15 protein-coding genes are annotated in these 20102 nt (G+C 52.0%); 13 read left to right on the forward strand and 2 right to left on the reverse strand.

Going from position 1 to position 20102, the window contains the following annotated elements; genetic code table 11:
- Nucleotides 1-171 precede the first annotated feature (171 nt).
- From L6H70_RS25270 to L6H70_RS25310, 9 genes are all read left to right on the forward strand, one after another.
- Complete coding sequence (locus tag L6H70_RS25270; protein ID WP_236336956.1) at nt 172-2067, forward strand: WD40/YVTN/BNR-like repeat-containing protein; 1896 nt, start codon at nt 172-174, stop codon at nt 2065-2067.
- Between the two features lie 103 nt (nt 2068-2170).
- Nucleotides 2171-3001, forward strand: coding sequence for a prohibitin family protein (locus L6H70_RS25275; protein WP_236336957.1), 831 nt, complete (start codon nt 2171-2173; stop codon nt 2999-3001).
- A gap of 142 nt (nt 3002-3143) precedes the next feature.
- Complete coding sequence (gene deoC / locus L6H70_RS25280) at nt 3144-3821, forward strand: deoxyribose-phosphate aldolase (protein WP_054943471.1); 678 nt, start codon at nt 3144-3146, stop codon at nt 3819-3821.
- Between the two features lie 246 nt (nt 3822-4067).
- Nucleotides 4068-5360, forward strand: coding sequence for a homocysteine synthase (locus L6H70_RS25285; RefSeq protein ID WP_236336958.1), 1293 nt, complete (start codon nt 4068-4070; stop codon nt 5358-5360).
- A gap of 282 nt (nt 5361-5642) precedes the next feature.
- A complete protein-coding gene (locus L6H70_RS25290; protein WP_236336960.1) occupies nt 5643-6701 on the forward strand; it encodes a hypothetical protein in 1059 nt (352 codons plus the stop codon).
- An 809-nt stretch (nt 6702-7510) separates the two neighbouring features.
- Complete coding sequence (locus L6H70_RS25295) at nt 7511-9478, forward strand: heavy metal translocating P-type ATPase (protein ID WP_236336962.1); 1968 nt, start codon at nt 7511-7513, stop codon at nt 9476-9478.
- Nucleotides 9479-9682: 204 nt separating this feature from the next.
- Nucleotides 9683-10624, forward strand: a complete 942-nt coding sequence (trxB, locus tag L6H70_RS25300) for a thioredoxin-disulfide reductase (RefSeq protein ID WP_236336963.1) — start codon at nt 9683-9685, stop codon at nt 10622-10624.
- Nucleotides 10625-10701: 77 nt separating this feature from the next.
- The gene (locus L6H70_RS25305; RefSeq protein WP_054943465.1) at nt 10702-10935 is read left to right on the forward strand and encodes a glutaredoxin family protein; all 234 of its coding nucleotides are present in this window, start codon (nt 10702-10704) and stop codon (nt 10933-10935) included.
- A gap of 156 nt (nt 10936-11091) precedes the next feature.
- A complete protein-coding gene (locus L6H70_RS25310; protein WP_236336964.1) occupies nt 11092-11532 on the forward strand; it encodes a GNAT family N-acetyltransferase in 441 nt (146 codons plus the stop codon).
- A 97-nt stretch (nt 11533-11629) separates the two neighbouring features.
- On the opposite strand, the gene L6H70_RS25315 is transcribed toward L6H70_RS25310, so the two are convergent.
- Together L6H70_RS25315 and L6H70_RS25320 are read right to left on the reverse strand one after the other, a co-directional pair.
- Nucleotides 11630-11833 carry a hypothetical protein gene (locus L6H70_RS25315; protein ID WP_236336965.1) on the reverse strand — a complete coding sequence of 68 codons (204 nt, stop codon included), beginning with the start codon at nt 11831-11833 and terminating at the stop codon, nt 11630-11632.
- Nucleotides 11834-11968: 135 nt separating this feature from the next.
- Nucleotides 11969-13129, reverse strand: coding sequence for an ROK family transcriptional regulator (locus L6H70_RS25320; RefSeq protein WP_236336966.1), 1161 nt, complete (start codon nt 13127-13129; stop codon nt 11969-11971).
- Nucleotides 13130-13476: 347 nt separating this feature from the next.
- Here L6H70_RS25320 and xylA point away from each other — a divergent pair, with 347 nt between their 5' ends.
- From xylA to L6H70_RS25340, 4 genes are all read left to right on the forward strand, one after another.
- The gene (xylA, locus tag L6H70_RS25325) at nt 13477-14796 is read left to right on the forward strand and encodes a xylose isomerase (protein WP_236336967.1); all 1320 of its coding nucleotides are present in this window, start codon (nt 13477-13479) and stop codon (nt 14794-14796) included.
- Between the two features lie 151 nt (nt 14797-14947).
- The gene (gene xylB / locus L6H70_RS25330) at nt 14948-16444 is read left to right on the forward strand and encodes a xylulokinase (protein WP_236336968.1); all 1497 of its coding nucleotides are present in this window, start codon (nt 14948-14950) and stop codon (nt 16442-16444) included.
- Nucleotides 16445-16538: 94 nt separating this feature from the next.
- On the forward strand, nt 16539-18077 hold the full coding sequence (locus tag L6H70_RS25335) for a response regulator transcription factor (protein WP_236336969.1): 1539 nt from the start codon (nt 16539-16541) through the stop codon (nt 18075-18077).
- A 145-nt stretch (nt 18078-18222) separates the two neighbouring features.
- A complete protein-coding gene (locus L6H70_RS25340) occupies nt 18223-20010 on the forward strand; it encodes a sensor histidine kinase (RefSeq protein WP_236336971.1) in 1788 nt (595 codons plus the stop codon).
- Nucleotides 20011-20102: the final 92 nt, after the last annotated feature.

Consider the following 20102-nt stretch of genomic DNA (forward strand, 5'->3'; position numbering starts at 1 on the left):
GCTTTCTCTTAGGAGAGGGCTGTTTTTTTTATGCAATAAATATAAATCCAGGAAATTACAACAAGATTTTAACCCGCAGGCGTCTATACCGTTACCTCTGGCTGTCTGAAGCTGCTTATACTTTTCTATATAGAGACAATAGATTCCGGTAAAGTAGAGGTGCATATAGCTATGTTTGTTGTCATCCTGAGAAAAACCGCGGCAGCGCTGCTGGTTCCGCTGCTCCTGGTCATGACAGGCTGCGGGAGTTCCGGCGGGGAGGCCGCCGAATCATCCCCCGCAGCTTCGCCGCCTGCAGCGGCTGCGATAGCCAGCGCCGCTCCGCCTCTGTCCGGCACAGCGGCGGCGGCAACCCCGGCAGCCGGCAGTGCTGCGCAGCCGGGGGTCCCGATCCGCAGCATCAGCGCGCTGGGAATGACCGGGCCGGACGCCGGCTGGATCGGCGGCAAGGGCTGGATTGCCCGCACCGGTAACGGCGGTGCGGACTGGCAGGTGCAGTACACCGGCCAGGGGACGGTGCTGAGCCTGTTCACCCTGGATAACGAGCATGCCTGGGCAGAGCTGGACACAGGGAGCCTGCTGCGAACCAAAGACAGCGGAGCGCATTGGACGCTGACAGGATCTGCCCCGAACCTGAGCTACCTGCATTTTATTTCGCCGGATCTCGGCTTCAGCGGATCTGCGGTGACAACGGACGGGGGGCGCTCATGGTCCAGTCTCCCTGAGCCGGAGAACCTGGTTGGCGATGCCTATTACTATGACCGGCTGAACGGCTGGGCGGTAACCAGCGCTTCAAACAATGATTTCGCCTTCCAGCGGACGACGGACGGCGGCGTAACATGGAGAACCGTACTGACGCGCAAGACGGTTTCCCTGACCGGTGCTGTTATCCGCTCCACAGGTCCGGACGATGCCTGGATCGAATGTATCGGCGACTCGGGGATGCACCAGACGGCGTATTCACTGTTCCATACGTCAGATGGAGGCAAGCATTGGCGAACTGTACTGAACCATGGGACAGCGGGGGCAGGACCGGCTCCGGGGTTTGCGGTGGATGAGGTTAACGAGATTCCGGCCAATAACGGTGCCGCTCCAGGCATGCTCGTTGTCCTAAGCAGTGAGGAAGCCTATATGAGCGGTTACTGCTCCCCTTGTGATAATGCCAACACAGTGGGCTGGACCCATGACGGCGGCAAGAACTGGACAGACGGGGAGCAGTCTTTTCCCGGATATTCACCGGCAAAGCTGGCGATGGCAGACGATCAGCACGGATGGTTTGTGACCGGCAGCCCTGACGATCCAGCCGTGCTGTACTCAACGGGTAACGGGGGCAAGGAGTGGAAGCGGGCCTTTACCTTCCAGGGTATAGATATGGAGCGGGGGGTGGTGACCGGGCAATCCTCACTTCCCGGCGGTGTTCAGGCCGCAGGGCTGGTCCGGCTGAACTGGCAGGAAAAAAAGGATATTCCCACCCCGGAAGCCTGGAACGGAATCCCCAAGGATTCGGTGACAATCTCCGGGCAGTGGCTGGAGAATTTCGGCGGAGTACAGATCACGTTCTACACCAAACCGGGGGATGAGGACTACGTCTATGCTGATCTCGGGACTGCCAAGGGGCATTACAGCCTCGGTTCTGTCGGTACGTACAATTACCGTAAGCCGGAGGAAATTACTGCCGAAGTGTCTTCCCTGTTCACCGGATTGAAGCTGAAAATCACCGGCGGGCTGGGGGCGAATTTATCGCTCAGCAGCTACTACACAATAGATGAAGCGGGAACGCCGGCCGGAGTGCTCCGGGTGGACACCGGACATACCCGTGAAGCGGATGTTGACCGGGATGGAACTCCTGAAGCGGTCTCCGCGCATGGCACCCCAATGACCGTCTATATTTACCGCTGGCATAACGGCCATGCTGAAGTAGCGGACTTAAACGATGCTTTACAGGCGGATTCTGTGATGCTCAGAGACGACCTAATAGTTGTCGCTTCGGATATGGGGGACAGTCAAGGTAGAGAGTACCAGCTCATTCCGGAAGGGTTGATTCCCGCGATGCCCCGGGCCGAATGAATCGTTAAAGTTTCCTTAATAAAATCTTTGCGACCGCAGCAGCTATGCCATCGTATAAAAGGATAACAATTCCAAAATGCGCATCAATTAGGGGGACACGATCATGGAAGTTAATCCAAAATTAAAACAGGCAAAGCCGGGGAAAATCATCAGCATCGCGGCAGTGTTGCTGGTAGTGGTACTGATTGCCGCCAATTCCTTTGCAACAGTGCAGTACGGACACATCGGACTCTACAAAACCTTCGGCAAACTCAACAATAATATGTTATCTCCGGGCATACATCTGAAAATTCCGTTTTTCCAGAGTGTCATACAAGTCAACACCCAGGTGACCAAAGCGGAGACGGATACCTCTGCATCCTCCAAGGACCTGCAGCCCGTCTCCACCCATGTGGCAGTTAACTATTCCGTCAATAAAGATTCTGCATACAATCTGATGAACAACATCGGAGGCAGCTTCGATGCGGTGATTATCAATCCGGCGATTCAGGAGATTGTCAAAGAAGTAACCGCCAAATATCCGGCTGAGGATCTGATCACGCGGCGGGATGTGGTGGCAGGAGAGATCAGCGATCTCTTGACCAAACGTTTGGCCAAATACGACCTCGTTGTAAATGACATTAACATTGTGAATTTCAAATTCTCGGATGCATTCGACCAGTCCATTGAAGCGAAGCAGGTTGCCCAGCAGCAGGCGCTCAAGGCAGAAAATGACCTCCGGCGGATTGAGATTGAGGCGAAACAGAAGATTGCCCAGGCACAGGCCGAAGCAGAATCCCTAAGACTTAAGAAGCAGGAGGTTACACCGGAACTGGTGCAGCTGAAGCAGATCGAGGTTCAGGAGAAAGCGCTGGAGAAATGGAACGGCGTGCTGCCGACGGTAACAGGCGGGGCCACACCTTTTATTGATATTGAGTCACTGACGCAGAAGTAATTATAAATAGTGAATAGTACTCTTTCACCAAACAAACAATTCAAGGGGATGCTGACGCATCCCCTGTTCTGCTTTCCAAAGCAGTCCACTATTGGTATGATTACAAGGAATGAGAACATCTACAACCATGGAGGAATTAATAATGAGTGAAAACACAATATCCGGGATCATTGATCATACGCTGCTAAAAGCGGACGCACGTAAGGAAGATATCATCAAGCTTGCGGAAGAGGCCAAAACTTATAAATTCGCTTCTGTATGCGTGAATCCGGCTTGGGTCGCAGTGGCCCATGAAGTGCTGAAGGATACGCCTGAAGTAAAAGTATGTACCGTTATCGGCTTCCCGCTGGGAGCATCCACACCGGAAACCAAAGCTTTCGAAACCACCAATGCGATCGCAAACGGTGCAGGGGAAGTGGATATGGTTATCAACATCGGTGCATTGAAAGACGGTGATAATGAACTGGTTAAACGCGATATCGCTGCTGTTGTAGATGCAGCCCGCGGCAAAGCGCTGACCAAGGTGATTATTGAGACTTGTCTGCTGAGCGAAGAAGAGAAGGTCCGCGCCTGCAAGCTTGCGGTAGAAGCCGGGGCAGACTTTGTGAAGACTTCGACCGGATTCTCCACAGGAGGCGCTACGAAGGAAGATATCGCACTGATGCGGGCAACAGTTGGTCCTGATATCGGCGTCAAAGCCTCCGGCGGTGTACGCAGCAGTGAGGATGCGCTGATCATGATCGGAGCGGGGGCAACCCGGATCGGTACGAGCGGCGGCGTAGCCATTGCCAAGGGCGAGCAGAGCCAGAGCAGCTACTAATCGTCTGTATTTTGAAAGGATGGACAAGCGGGGGATACAAAATTTTTTGTTCCTCCGCTTTTTTGTACATACATATTAGACTGGCTATTCGGCGGGGGTATTAATGTAAGCGTATACTATAACTGTAATAAAACACACCGGAATAATGAGAATTTCCTCTTCCCAAATAACATCGTTTGTGAGAGAATAGTTACAATTCAAGATTGTTAAGGTTTACCAATTGCCATTACAGGGGAGGAAATACCAATGTCAGAAGACCGCAAGCTGTCGTTTGAAACATTAGCTGTTCATGCAGGCCAGGAGATTGACCCAACTACACTATCGCGTGCCGTACCGCTTTATCAGACCACTTCCTACGGATTCCGGGATGCTGAGCATGCCGCCAATCTGTTCGCGCTCAAGGAATTCGGCAACATCTATACCCGCCTGATGAACCCGACCACCGATGTGTTCGAGCAGCGGATTGCTGCGCTTGAAGGCGGGGCAGGTGCGCTGGCGACAGCGTCAGGGGCGGCGGCAATTTCCTTCTCTGTGCTGAATATTGCTGGTGCAGGCGATGAAATCGTATCTTCTGCCAGCCTCTACGGCGGAACTTATAATCTGTTCTCTACCACCTTGCCGAAGCTTGGAATCAAAGTGAATTTTGTGGACTCCGACAATCCGGAGAACTTCCGGGCGGCTATTACGGATAAGACGAAGGCGCTCTATGCCGAAACGATCGGCAACCCTCAGGGGAACGTACTGGATATCGAAGCCGTGGCAGCGATCGCCCATGAGCACGGAATTCCGCTGATTGTCGATAATACCTTCCCGAGTCCGTATCTGCTGCGCCCGATTGAGCACGGAGCGGATATTGTGGTGCATTCGGCTACCAAATTTATCGGCGGCCATGGCACATCAATCGGTGGAGTTATCGTGGACGGAGGTAAATTTGACTGGAAAGCGAGCGGCAAATTCCCCGGCCTTACCGAGCCGGACCCAAGCTATCATGGCGTAGTGTACACGGAAGCGGTCGGGCCGATTGCCTATATTATCAAAGCCCGCGTGCAGCTGCTGCGTGATTTAGGCGCTTCGATCTCACCATTTAACTCGTGGCTGCTGCTGCAAGGGCTGGAAACCCTGCATTTGCGCCTGGAACGCCATAGCTCGAATGCGCTCAAAGTGGCGCAATACCTGGAAGGCCATAAGGATGTAGAGTGGGTGAGCTACTCCGGCTTGCCGAGCCATCCGTCTTATGAGCTTGCCCAAAAATATTTACCGAAGGGCCAGGGCGCGATCCTCACCTTCGGAATTAAGGGCGGGGCTGCAGCCGGCGTCAAACTGATTGAGAATGTGAAGCTGTTCTCCCATTTGGCCAATGTAGGAGACTCGAAATCGCTGATTATTCATCCGGCGAGCACCACTCACCAGCAGCTTTCGGATGAAGAACAAATCACTGCCGGCGTAACTCCGGAGCTCCTGCGCCTGTCCATCGGAACCGAATCCATTGATGATATCCTGTATGATCTCGAACAGGCTATTGCTGCAAGCCAGCAGTAAGACGGGATCAGCAGACACAGTATTTTAACCTATAAGCCTCTTTCGAGAGCAGTCCCGTTTCTTGACTTAGAGCCGGGATTGCTTGCGGAGGGGGCTTTTTTTGTTGTTTGGAAGGAGTATTGTTCCGCCGTCTGCACCGTAAATATCAGACTCCATTGATACCGCTTGCATATTTCAAGGCCGGCCCCCGTATTTATAAACAGAAGGTTTGTAACATGCCGGTACAGCTTGTAACAGGAATAGGTGCCGGCAATCCAAAGCCAAAAAAAGGTGGGTGCGGTGATGAAGGGTGAACGTCAGCAGAATCAAAACCGGAACAATATGGAGCGCCCGTTCAAGTATAATGCTGGGGACCGGGCGATAGGAGCGGAAATGAGCCAGGCCGCATCTGTAGCCTCCGCTGCTGCGGAGTTTATCACCGAAGCGGGACGGAGCGCGGGAGCGGAAGCGCCCAAACGGGATTTTATGAGGCGGGCAGGAGACCGCCCGGCCTTCCTGGTGCTGCGTGAGGGAGCCGAAGACCGGCCGATATTCCGGGATGAGGCGGGTTCACTTCCGGGAGGACCTTGCCTCATCCGGAGTGAGGAGTGGCTGCATACCCCTGAGCTTGCCGGATTGTATGAATGCTGGCTGAACAGTGAAGATGAATTCCAGGCTGAACGCACCCTTCAGCGGATTTATTACCGGCTGCGGGCCGCTTCAGCAGCGCTGCTGGAATCGGCGGATGGCGCCTGGGCGGCCGTCACTCTGCTCTATACGCAGGAGCTTGCCGCAGCGCCCGCCAAACTGGCTGAGCTGCACGATGTCCAGCTCGAAGCCCTGTTTGCCGCCGTGGCGGCAAATCAGCGGCTGGGCAGAGACAGCCGCATCGATCTGCTGGCGCCATATCCCGCCAGCGCTGCCGAATTCGCGGTGAAACGCGAATTCATCGAGGACGTGGCCGAACAGACCCTCGGCCACGCTTACGCGGCGGCGTGCAGCATCGGGGCGCTGGTCGCCCCGGGTGTCCAGCCCGCCGCCGCGGGGGAAATCGCGCGTATCGCCGATTTCCTGGTGCTGGACGGCGCGGCGGACATTGCCGCGCCGGAAGAGCTTACCGCCGAGGGCTTTGCCCGCTCGGCGGGAGAGGCCCTGGCCGCCGTGCGGCGCGTGAAGCCGGCGGCGGTGGTACTCGCCGCGGGGGCACCGGCGGCGGGGGCGCTTGCCGATCTGTACCGGATCGGCATGAGCGGGATCTTTTGCAGCGCGGGCCTGCGGACCGAAGCGCTGCTCCGGGCGGCCTGCCTGACCTGGATGGCCCGGCAGGACAATGCGGATACAGCCGCCGGAGGATGGCTGTAGTCATTTAGCTCCCTGTTACTGTCCGCTGGCTGGCGGAACCTGCCGCTGAAGACTAGTCTCCCGGGGCAAACAACCCGCGGCCCTCAGGCTCAGATTACTCTGGGTCGTCCATAGGCCGCTGAGAATAACTACTTCGTACAGCTTTACGATTGTTTTGATGATCTTAAAGAAATAACTGTACTTTGTACATCTATACGACTGATTTTTCATGATCTTCAAGAAATAACTGCATTCTGCACACTTATTTAGGCGGAATCCTGCGAATAGGCGGGATTCCGCTATTTTTAATTGAACAGCCTGCAATTAAAGTTCCAGGATCACCAGATATGGCCCCGCATTCCCCGCCCAATCTGCACATAAGTACACTTAGAATGCTGTTTCACTTCCCCGGTATGCCGGCGTAAAGCTGGACAAGCCTGGCACGCCTCACACACCTTACACGCTTTACTCGTCTCACACGCCTTACTCGTCTTACTCGTCTTACCCGTCTCACACGCCCCGCACGCACCGCACGCCCCTCATATCAATGGATACAGCCGCTCAAATTCAGACTTGTCTCCGGGTTTACTTTCCGGCGGAAAGTGGTATAGTATAGGTATAAGTTGCACTGAGGAAATATATTTGCATTATTGCAACAATGATTATCATTCTCATTTATCATGCTGTCCCGGCTGAGCCGGGGCAGCATGTGTCATTTTAAGGGCTTTAATAATGGCTCTCATTCTCAGTAAGTCTCTCAGTCAGGCTCTCTCAGTCAGTTGCTAATTCTCACTTATGCTCTTCATTACAAACAGGAAGGTGATTTTATTATGCAAGCAACATCCAAACAACTACCAAAACCGATAGCCCGCCAAGGCAACGCGCAGCAGCCGCGGACCCCGAAGCCGCGGCGCTTTGATCCGCGTGCCATGCTGAGCAACCGGGAAATGCAGGCCGCGCTTGGCAGCGGCTTGCTCATGCTTATCGCCTGGGCTGTCAGCGGATGGTCGGAAGTGCTCTCCGTGCTGATTTATGTTATCTCCTATACAGTAGGCGGGTGGATCAAGGCGAAGGAAGGTGTAGAGACGCTGGTTAAAGATCGTGATCTCGATGTCAACCTGCTGATGATAGCTGCCGCATTAGGTGCCGCCTCCATCGGCTACTGGAATGAAGGGGCGATGCTGATCTTCATCTTTGCCATGAGCGGAGCGCTGGAGAGCTATACTATGGAGCGCAGCAAAAAAGACATTTCTTCGCTGATGGCATTGAAGCCGGCTACGGCTGTACGTATTGAGCAGGGGGCCATGAGCGAGGTGCCGATTGATCTTTTGGCTGTCGGAGATTTATTGCTGGTGCGTCCGGGTGAGCTTATTCCGGCAGACGGCAAGGTCTACCGGGGAGAGTCGGCAGTCAATCAGGCTTCGATTACAGGTGAATCCCTGCCGGTTGAGAAGACAACCGGAAGCGAAGTGTTCGCAGGAACGGTTAACGGGGAAGGGCCGCTTTATATCGAAGTGACCACTGCTGCTGAGCATACGCTTTTTGCCAAGATCATCAAAATGGTTGAAGAAGCGGAAACCGAAGTACCGGATTCACAGCGGTTCATTAAACGCCTGGAGGCGGTTTATGCCCGTGTTGTTGTCCTCGTAACGGTTATTCTGATTGTTCTGCCGCCGTTTGTGCTGGACTGGAGCTGGAGCAATACTTTTTATAAAGCAATGGTGTTCCTGGTTGTCGCCTCTCCGTGTGCCCTGGTCTCGTCCATTATGCCCGCCATGCTGTCGGCCATTTCCAAAAGCGCGCGCAAAGGTATCCTGTTCAAAGGCGGCGTACACCTGGAGAATATGGCGAAGGTAACGGTGGTTGCTTTTGATAAGACGGGGACGCTGACTGAGGGGATTCCGCAGGTCACTGATTTTATTGCCGGAGAAGGGTACAGCCGGGATGAGCTGCTGGCGGTCAGTGCCTCGATTGAGAAGCTGTCACGCCATCCGCTGGCGGAAGCCATTGTCCGTTTGGCGGAGGAGGAGCGGGTGGAGCTGTACAGCACCCATGAGAGCAAATCCGTGACCGGCTGGGGGATTGAAGGCTGGATTAACGGCAGATTGTGGAGAATAGGTAAAACCAATGTATTGGATGAAGCTGCTGCGGCAGTGGAGGGAGAGCGCCATGCGTCCTGGAAAGCGGTACGCAAACAGCTGGAGAGCGAAGGGAAGACCGTTTCACTGATTCTGGAAGGAGATCATATTGCCGGCATGATTGCTCTGCAGGATACGGTGCGTCCGCAGGCGGAAGTCGCAGTGCGGAAGCTGCAGAAGCTGGGGATTAAGGTAGCGATGCTGACGGGGGACCGTGAAGCCACTGCAGCCGTAATGGCCGGAAGAACGGGAGTCGATCTTGTTTTTGCCGATCTTTTGCCGGAGGACAAAGTGACCCATATTAAGGCGCTGCGTGAACAATACGGCCATGTCATCATGGTCGGCGACGGGGTGAATGATGCGCCAGCGCTGGCTACGGCTACAGTTGGGATGGGCATGGGCATGAAGGGCAGCGGAGCAGCGCTTGAAATCGCCGACGTGGTATTAATGAATGATAATATCGAGGAGATTGCTTCGACGATTGAATTGGCCCGCCGTACCCAGCGGATTGTGAAGCAGAATATGATTTTTGCGGTAACGGTGATCCTTACCCTGATATTAAGCAATTTTTTGCAGGGAATTGCCCTTCCTTTTGGAGTGGTCGGCCATGAAGGGAGTACGATTCTTGTTATTCTGAATGGGCTACGATTGCTGCGCTGATTCCTTCAGAAAAGTCCTCTAAAAGGCGATTTCGAAAAATAGGTTGTTCAAAATTGAATTGTTCACAAAAAAGGCCGATTCATACGTGTCTGGCATATTGACATATTCCCTTGAGATGATCATAATAAGTACTACATTATAATTATTTTAATTAAGAAACCGCAGATTAGACGTCTATGCGTCCATCTCAAGGAGGATATAATCATGTATAAATCAATTATCGTCGGTACCGGACCTGCCGGGCTGACTGCTGCGATCTATCTGGCCCGGGCCAACCTGAATCCGCTGGTGATCGAAGGTCCCCAACCGGGTGGACAGCTGACAACTACAACAGAGATTGAGAATTTTCCGGGATTTCCTGAAGGGATTATGGGACCGGAGCTCATGGACAATATGCGTAAGCAGGCAGAACGTTTCGGCGCAAAATTCATTACAGGCTGGGTAAACAGTGTGGAGCTGGGAGAACGCCCGTACAAGCTTGAAGTGGAGGGAATGGGGACATTCGTGACCGATACCCTGATTATTTCCACTGGCGCTACAGCGAAATATCTCGGGATTCCCGGTGAACAGGATAATATCGGACGCGGTGTCAGCACCTGCGCTACTTGCGACGGTTTCTTCTTCCGCGGTAAGGAAATTGTCGTTGTCGGCGGCGGCGATTCTGCGCTTGAGGAAGCTGGCTTCCTGACCCGTTTTGCCTCCAAAGTAACACTGGTACACCGCCGCGAAGAGCTGCGTGGCTCGAAGATCATGCAGGATCGTGTCCGTGACAACGCCAAGGTTGCCTGGGGCCTGAACCGCACTCCGCTGGAAGTAGTCTCCGGTGACAAAGGTGTAAACGGGCTTAAGGTGCTGAATAATTTAACAGGTGAAGAAGAAATTATTGAAGCCAGCGGCGTATTTGTAGCGATTGGACATCATCCGAACACAGCTTTCCTGGGCGGACAAATCACTACCGATGCGAATGGATATATTGTGACTAATCCGGGCACTTCCGAGACTAACATCCCTGGAGTATTCGCTTGCGGCGACGTGCAGGATACCCGTTACAGACAAGCTATCACGGCAGCCGGCAGCGGATGCATGGCAGCAATGGACGCTGAGAAATATATTGAAAGCCTGGAACACAGCGCAGTAATTCTGTAACCCCTTATTTGGTGAATAAGGTACTCCGGTGCTACAATAGATTTCATTGAAAATAAACTTTTAGGAGGAATCAACCAATGGAAAACGTAATTGTGTACACTTCAACCAACTGTCCACATTGCCGCCAGGTAAAAAGCTTCCTGAGCGAGCAGGGTGTATCCTACGAGGAACGCAACATCGAGCAGAACGATGATTTTGCACAACAGGTTTGGGATATGGGCCTCAGAGCGGTGCCTGTAACTGTCATCGGCGATTTCAAAATTGTAGGGATGAACAAAACCCAATTTACCAAAGCATTGGCGACTGTTTAATACACGACGTGCTTATATAGAGTCCTTAATAAGGCCGCTTCCTGAACGGGGGCGGTCTTTATGTTCGGATTTTTTGGAACGATAGTACTTGCGCTTACCGGACACGTTATTATATATAAATAAATGGATAATGAAACAGATAGGGGGTCGTTGGCCTTGTTAATATGCTTAAGGGATTATTGGAATGTTGATGCGGTGAAAGACTTGCTGGCTCTGTGCATGATGGCTGACGGCGAGGTGATCGGGCAGGAAATAAACAGCTACAATACAGAGGATTCCAAGGAATTGTTCGGCTGTTTTGTAGATGGTGAATTGGCAGGATTAGCCGGGATTATCCGGCAGAGTGAGCAAGCATTAGAAATCAGACATCTTGCGGTTCAGACGAAGTGGCGGGGAAAAGGGATTGGCAGAGGAATGATTACGGAGATCAGCAGAACCGCAGGAATTGAAACGATTACTGCAGAGACTGACCATGAGGCTGTGGGCTTTTACAGAAGTGCCGGATTTACCGTTACCAGCCTGGGCGAAAAATATCCCGGAGTTGAGCGCTTTGCCTGCATTCTGTCCGTAGGCGCTGCAGCACAGAGCAGAATGTAAGCTGAGCGATGCAGCATACCGTATAAAAGTTAGCCGGACTTGAAAGAGGTCCGGCTATTTTTTATACAGCCAAAGGCATTGGGTTTTCGGTAGATCCTTAAAAAACGTGGGTAATGGACATAACCACCTGAAAGATGGCATAAACAGCTATACCGCTAAAGATAAGCATAAATCCCGATTTCTTCTTCGATTGGAACATCCGCAGTACGCCGAGGCTGATTAAAGGGGCGATAATGAGTAAAAGCAGCAGCACAGTGATGAACATCTGCGCAGAAATATCAGATGTGTCAACATAGGTCATGGGCTCACTCTCCGTTTCAGAACAAAAAGGGTGGTGTGATATATGTCACACTTACGCAACCTTATTATAATGGATTTGAAAGTGTTTTGCTGCACCTTATGCAGTTATATTTGCGGCGATTTTACGTCAATTTGTTCAGAGTGTAACCCGGATATTGCCGAGAAAATGCATCACGGCCGAGAAACCGGCACCAATCATCGTTCCGCGGCTGCCCAGTTTGGAGAAGGTAATCTCCAGCTGCTGCTTGTGATAGGGAAGCGTACGCTCGGCTACCACTCTGCGCAGCGGCTCGCCAAGCCACGGCTCGGCTTCAGATAAGGCTCCGCCGATAACAATCAGCTCAGGATTGAAGCTGTTAATGAGGTTGGTTACCCCGATTCCCAGATACTCCCCCATGGACGAGAAGTGGCGCAAGGCATCCTCCTGTCCACTGCGTGCATGCCGGACAAGTTCCCGGGTCGTACGTGCAGGCAGCGTCAGCCCTGAATTATCATAGGTCTTCTCCGAAGCATACAGTTCCCAGCAGCCGCGGCTGCCGCAGCTACAGGGCTTGCCTTCTGCCTCTATGGTCATATGGCCGGTCTCTCCTGCATATCCGCGGGCACCCTTATACAGCTCCCCGCCGATGATGATCCCCGAGCCGATCCCTGACCCCGCACTGATGTAGAGCAAATGGCGGACATCGCGTGCCGCACCGAAATTCAGCTCTCCCTGTGCCCCCGCATTTGCTTCATTGTCGATCGTGACCGGTACTGAAAACGAGTTTTCCAGGATGGACCGCAGATCGATCATCTCCCAGCCAAGGTTAGGTGCAAACAGCACAACGCCGTGCTCGTCAACCATCCCCGGAACCCCTACACCAATCCCTACGATGCCATACGGGGAAGGCGGAGCCATGGCGATCAGATCCGCGATGATGCGTTTCATCTGCTCCAGTACATAAGGAAAATCATGGGCCTCCAGCCGGTAATCCAGTTCCTGCAGAATACCGCCGCCGAGGTCGCATAATACGGCCGTAAGCTGTTTTACCCGCAGCTCAATGCCGATTACACTTCCAGCCATCGCATTGAAATGCAGCATCAGCGGTTTGCGACCTCCGCTGGATTCACCGGGTCCGGCTTCAGTGACAAGCTCCTGGCCGCATAGCTCGGCAACAAGATTCGATACGGTTGCTTTGTTGAGGCCGGTCATTTCGGACACCTTGGCCCGTGAGACCGGGGAGAACATGCGGATCGTATGTAGAATAATCGATTTATTGATCTTTTTGACCAGCGCCTGGTCACCTGTAACTTTCACGAAGCACACTTCCTTTTTGACAACGTTCTCATTGATACATGCCATTTAGTCTAGAGCGATGTTCGCCAAAAAGCAACAGGCAGTGGGGCTTGATATATAGAATAGAGCCTGGAGCCTGGTCTGTAAGCTTACGTATAGGTACTGCGGCCAAGGGGTACTTTATGTTCATATAATTAGGCAGACCGGGAGGAGGAGAGAGGTTTCCTCCGGGTATGCGGACAAACAACAGACACAAAAAAAGTTTTTCAAAACTTTGTTTAACCAATATACAAAGTCAGAAAGATGTGTTAAGATGATGCTGTAAACGCTTGCTTGCGGGCGAAGCATAATAGAGGAGGATTTTACAAATGGCTTATTTTGAATCAGTGAGCAAAATCTCTTACGAGGGAAGCCGTTCCACTAACCCTTACGCATTCAAATTCTACAATCCTAAAGAAATCGTAGCCGGCAAAACTATGGAAGAGCACCTGAAATTTGCAATGGCTTATTGGCATACATTAACAGCAGGCGGCGCCGATCCGTTCGGTGCTGAAACTGCAGTACGCTCTTGGGATAAGCTGAGCACGATTGACAAGGCAAAAGCCCGTGCAGAAGCAGCATTTGAGTTCATGGAAAAAATGGACCTGCAGTACTACTGCTTCCATGACGTGGATATCGCTCCTGAAGGCGCATCGTTGCGCGAGTTCTACAGCAACATTGATACCATCGTAGACATCCTTGAACAAGGTATGAAGTCTTCCGGCAAAAAATTGCTGTGGAATACTGCCAACATGTTCACCAACCCGCGCTATATGCACGGTGCAGGCTCTACCTGCAACGCTGATGTGTATGCATACGCAGCTGCACAGGTTAAGAAAGGTCTGGAAGTTGGTAAACGTCTGGGCGCTGACAACTATGTATTCTGGGGTGGCCGTGAAGGCTATGAAACTCTGCTGAATACAGATATGGGCCTGGAGCAGGACAACATTGCCCGCCTGTTCAGCATGGCTGTAGACTACGCTAAGGAAATCGGCTTCGAAGGCCAGTTCCTGATCGAGCCTAAACCGAAAGAACCTACTAAACACCAATACGACTTCGATGCAGCAACTACTATCGCGTTCCTGCAGAAGTACAACCTAGATAAACACTTCAAGCTGAACCTTGAAGCTAACCATGCAACCCTTGCAGGCCACACTTTCGAGCATGAACTTCGTGTAGCACGCATTAACGGCATGCTGGGATCGCTGGATGCGAACCAGGGCGATCCGCTTCTGGGCTGGGATACTGATGAGTTCCCTGCAAGCATCTACGATGCTACCCTGACCCTGTATGAAGTGCTGAAGAACGATGGACTTGGCAAAGGCGGTATCAACTTCGACTCCAAAGTACGCCGTCCTTCCTTCGAGCCTGAGGACCTGTTCCTGGCACACATCTCCGGTATGGACATCTATGCTAAGGGTCTGAAAGTTGCCGCTAAGCTGATTGAAGACCGTGTATTCGACGACTTCATTGCTAAACGTTACAGCAGCTTCACTGAAGGCGTAGGCGCTGATATCGTATCCGGCAAAGCAACTCTGGCTTCGCTGGCTGACTATGCTCTCAACAATGAGACTCCGCGTCCGAACCAATCCGGACGTCAAGAGATGCTCAGAGCGACTTTGAACCAGTACATCCTGACAGCTGAGTAAGACTACACCGGATTTGCGGCACTGTCCGTAAATTCATGGATCACTAACGCAACGGGGGTTGCTGAAGAGAGCATTCTTCGGCAGCCCCCTTTTTTATATTGAAAACAGGGTAATAATTAGAAGCAGCACTAATAGGAGGACTATGATAACTATGAAATATGTAATCGGTGTCGATCTCGGAACGAGCGCGGTAAAGACGGTATTGGTTGATCCGCAAGGGAAAGTAGCTTTTGAGCACTCGGAAGCGTATCCGCTTAGCAGACCGCAGCCCAACTGGAGTGAACAGAATCCGGAGGATTGGGTTAAAGGAACACTCGTCAGCCTGCGCCGCCTAATCGAGACATCGGGCGTTGATCCGTCACAGGTAGACGGAATCAGCTTCTCCGGCCAAATGCACGGGCTTGTACTCGTGGACAGTGAAGGCAAGGTACTGCGTCCGGCTATTCTCTGGAATGACACCCGAACTACAGCACAGTGCCGCAAAATTGAGAAGACGCTTGGAACGAAGCTGATCGACATCGCCAGAAATAAGGCACTGGAAGGGTTCACACTGCCGAAGATCCTTTGGGTTCAGGAGAACGAGCCGGAGGTTCTGGCCCAGGCACACCAATTCCTGCTGCCGAAAGACTATGTACGTTTCCGGTTAACCGGTGATTACGCTATGGATTATTCAGATGCCGCCGGAACACTGCTGCTGAACGTTGGTGCGAAGGAATGGAGTGCGGAAATCGCCGAAGCCTTCGGGTTGCCGGTTTCATTGTGTCCAAGACTGGTAGAATCCTTCGAACAGACTGGAACGCTGCTGCCGGAGATTGCGGAAGCTTCCGGACTGCTTACATCCACGAAGGTATTCGCCGGCGGAGCCGACAATGCCTGCGGCGCACTGGGTGCGGGAATTCTTGGTGAAGGACGGACGATGTGCAGTATTGGCACATCAGGTGTAGTTCTCTCCTACGAGACTAATAAGGATCTTAATCTGGAAGGCAAAGTGCATTTCTTTAACCACAGTGAGAAGGATGCCTTCTATATAATGGGTGTTACCCTGGCTGCAGGTCATAGCCTTACCTGGTTTAAAGAAACGTTTGCTGCTGAGAAGAGTTTTGAGGAACTGCTGCAGGGAGTGACTTCCGTACCAGCAGGCAGCGGCGGACTGCTGTTTACACCATATATCAGCGGTGAACGCACTCCGCATCCGGATGCGAATATCCGCGGCAGCTTCATCGGCATGGACTCCGGGCACACACTTTCACACTTTACCCGCTCCGTGCTTGAAGGAATTACGTTCTCGCTTCGCGAATCTATTGAAATTGTACGTGAATCCGGCAAGGAAATTACGGAGATTGTCGCGATCGGCGGCGGTGCCAAGAATGAAGCTTGGCTGCAGATGCAGGCGGATATTTTTGGTGCTTCAATTATTAAGTTGGAGAGCGAACAGGGGCCCGCGATGGGCGCCGCGATGCTGGCTGCATACGGCAGCGGCTGGTTCGCCTCGCTGGGCGAATGCGCCGAAGCCTTCATCCGTCCGGCAGAAGTGTTCAAACCGAATGCGGAGCAGGTGGCGGTTTATGACGGATTGTTCGCTCTTTACCAGGAAGTATACGGCCAGACCCGTGAATTGAACGACAAGCTGGCGGCATACCGTAAGTAAGCACCCGCCGGTAAGCGGAATGATGATCACTCGCGGATTCCGGAGAGGACTTAAGATCCTTTCCGGATTTTACGTTAAAGGGGGTTGAAGACTGATGATAAAAGTGCTGATTGTTGATGATGAGCCCAAGCTGCGGGAAGGGCTGCGGACCTTGATCCCCTGGGAAGAAGAAGGCTATACCGTAGTGGCAACGGCGGCGAACGGATTCGAGGCGCTTGAGAAGTTCCATACCTTTGCTCCCGGGCTGGTCGTCGCCGATATCCGTATGCCGGGAATGGATGGTCTGGAGCTAATTACAGAACTTCGTAAACAAAACGCCAATTGCCATGTACTGATTCTTAGCGGCTATGCGGACTTTGAATATGCTAAACGTGCGATTTCCTGCCATATCGACGGATATTTACTGAAACCGGTGGATGAGGAGGAATTGATCTCTTATCTGCAGGAGCTCCGGGTAACGATAGAACGGGAAGAGCAGTTCAGCAAGCTGCAGACGGAAGCTGAGGTAAGCCATCATGAAGCCTGGCTGCGCGGGCTGCTTCAGCCTGGCAGCGAGGATATAACCGTCCCGGAAGCAGCATCCAGGCTTGGCCTGCAGGGGGAAAGTGAGGTTATTCTGCTCCAGCTGATGCGTCCCCTTAAGGGGGAGGACGGAAGGGAAGAGCGGGTCCGGAGCCTGCTGGAACGCTATTTGCCGCCGGAGAGGGCAATCTTTTTCAGTTTGCCTCCGTTTCTAGGATTTTTGTTGAAGGAGCCTCTGAAAGATGAAGCTGCCCGTACGGCACTGTGGCAGGAATTGAACAGGCTTATAGCCAAAGAAGGACTGGACTTTTATGCTGCATCCGGCGGAGCGGCGGCGGAGCCGGAACAGGCTGCCGCATCTTATACTGCTGCGCGGGAGCTGCTGGAGCAGGCCTTTTTCGGACGCAGGGAGATTCTGGTCGACGGGGCAGTAGAGCAGTGGGCAGAAGCAGTGGAGGAGCCCGGGGAGCTTACTGATTCTGAACGCGATGAAGAAATGGAGCTTCTGCTGGCGGTCGAGACAGGAAGCACTGAGGTACTGTCCCCGCTAGTGAGGCAAATTATCTGCAAGCTGGTTGAGACCAGACATGAGGAGGCCTATATCAAAGACAATCTGATCCGGATTGTAAGCAGTACGATTGCCCGGTTGGAGGCCGTGAATCCCGATGTCCGCACGTTGATCAGCGAGAATGCCTCTCCTGCGAGTGAAGTGTACAACAGCTATTATCTTAGTGATATCCTTAGCATGGTAGCCGATTATCTGGAACATATCGCCAAGCAGCTGAATACCGGCGGACGGGGCGACGAGATTAAGCGGATTACGGATTTGATTCAGCGCCGGTATAACGAGAACCTGAAGCTGGGAATGCTTGCGCAGATTTTTAACTATAACAGTGCTTATCTCGGCAAAATGTTCAAGAATCAGATCGGCGAGCATTTTAACACTTATCTGGACAAGGTGAGAATTGAGAAAGCCAAGCAGTTTCTCACGCAGGGCATGAAGGTATACGAGGTAGCCGAACGGGTCGGCTACATGAATGCCGATTATTTCAACGCGAAATTCCGCAAATATGTAGGTGTATCTCCAAGCGCCTTCCGCAAGGAGCAGTGAGCAGGTAGGGCTTGCTGAACATGGATTCTAGGATTATGATAGACGGGCTGTTCCCCATCTGCTGGCGGATGAGGGAGCAGCCTGTTTGACATTTTTCGGGAGAATGATTTGGGATGGAGGGATTGAGATTAAGCAGCTAATAAGCATGATCAATAATATGAAGCTGAAGTATAAGCTGATGTTGTTTTACGTTGTGGTTGTCATGATTCCCGTGCTGATTATCGGGATTATTCTGATCAGCTATTTCCGGAATGCAGCCCTGGACCGGGCCATTGATCAGGCGACAAATAACGTCGAGAAGATCAAAAGCCAGATGTCGGCCAAGCTCCGTGTACCTACGGATATCTCCAATCTTCTGTTTTTTGATGATAATCTGGAAACGCTTGTGAACAGGCAGTATCCGAACATCCTTGAACTTACTAAGGCCTATATGGACTATACCGATTTTCAGGATTACATTTTACAGTACCGCGAAATCGCCAACATCCGCTTTTTTATCGACAATCCGACACTCGTCAACAACCTGTCGATTACGCCGCTGACTCCGGAGAAGGAATCCAGTTTCTGGTATAAAAAAGTTATGGAAACCAAAGGGATTTACTGGCTCTATATTGACGACAAAGAGGGTTTTATCGGTACCACTAAGGGGAGCATAAACAAACTCAGCCTGCTCCGCCAGGTAGCTTATCCGGAATACAACAAGATCGGAATTATCATGGTTCAGGTGAATCAGGATGAACTGAATAACATGCTGTCCCAGGAACCGTTCGAGACGATCATTACAGACGAGCAAGGCTATATCGTGGCTGCAAAGAATCCGAAGCTGGTCGGGACGACGCTGGACTCATTTGATATTGAAGTGGATCTGGAGCACCATTCCGGCAATGTTATCCAAACGAAAGTCAAAGGGGCCGATTCCTACGTTATCGTTGATGAGATTACCCCTGCACTCAGTATCAGCAAGCTGAAGATCATTTCCGTATTCGAAACCAAAAGTATACTCAGCGACGCGAATAAAGTAAGCATTCTTGGGCTGCTGATTATCAGCGGTGTATTGCTGGTGGCCCTTGTGATGGTCTATACGATCTCTTTGCTGACAACCAACCGGCTGCTCCGGCTCAGCCGCCAGCTGAATCAAGTGGCCTTGGGTAATCTAAACGTTGTCTCCCGTATTGACGGCACAGATGAGATCGGGCAGCTGTCGCGCCAATTCAACTATATGGTGTCGAGCATCAACCAGCTGATCAGCCAGGTCATTGAGAGCAATGAGAAGAACAGCAGGCTGGAGATCGCCCAACGGGAAATAAAACTAAAAATGATGGCCAGCCAGATTCATCCGCATTTTCTCTTTAATGCGCTGGAATCGATCCGGATGAATGCGCACCTGAAGGGTGAGAAGGAAATAGCGAATATTGTCAGGCTGCTCGGCAAGCTGATGCGCAAGAACCTCGAAGTCGGCAGAGAACGGGCTCCGCTCAAGGAGGAGATTGAAATGATCCGCTCCTATCTGGAAATTCAGAAATTCCGTTATGAGGAAAGACTGATGTATGAAATTGATTTTGACACCAAGGCCTCAGAGATTCTGATTCCGCCGCTGATCATTCAGCCGCTGGTGGAGAATTCGGTCGTCCACGGTCTAGAGAATAAAGAAGGACCCGTTCATGTGAAAGTCAGTGTAAAGCTGATCGACAATGAGATCCAGGTATATGTGATCGATGACGGGGCAGGGATGTCAGAGCAGCGGCTCTCTGAACTGCGCGGGGTAATTGCCCAGGCGGAAGAAGAGCAGCGGAGCCGGATCGGTATGCGCAATGTGCATCAGAGACTGGTCTTGTATTACGGGGAACAGCATGGCCTGAAGATTACAAGCGAAGAGGGTAAGGGAACGGAAATAGCCTTTTCCATCCCGCATGATAGCGATTACAAACAGTAGTTCCCCGGCTGCTGTTTCAATGTCTAATTTGTATATGATTTTACGTGAAATCTGTCGGGTATTCGCTTACATTTTGCTGAGGTATGATATGA

It is taken from the genome of Paenibacillus auburnensis (genome assembly GCF_927798115.1).
In the GTDB taxonomy this organism is placed as follows: domain Bacteria; phylum Bacillota; class Bacilli; order Paenibacillales; family Paenibacillaceae; genus Paenibacillus_AQ; species Paenibacillus_AQ auburnensis.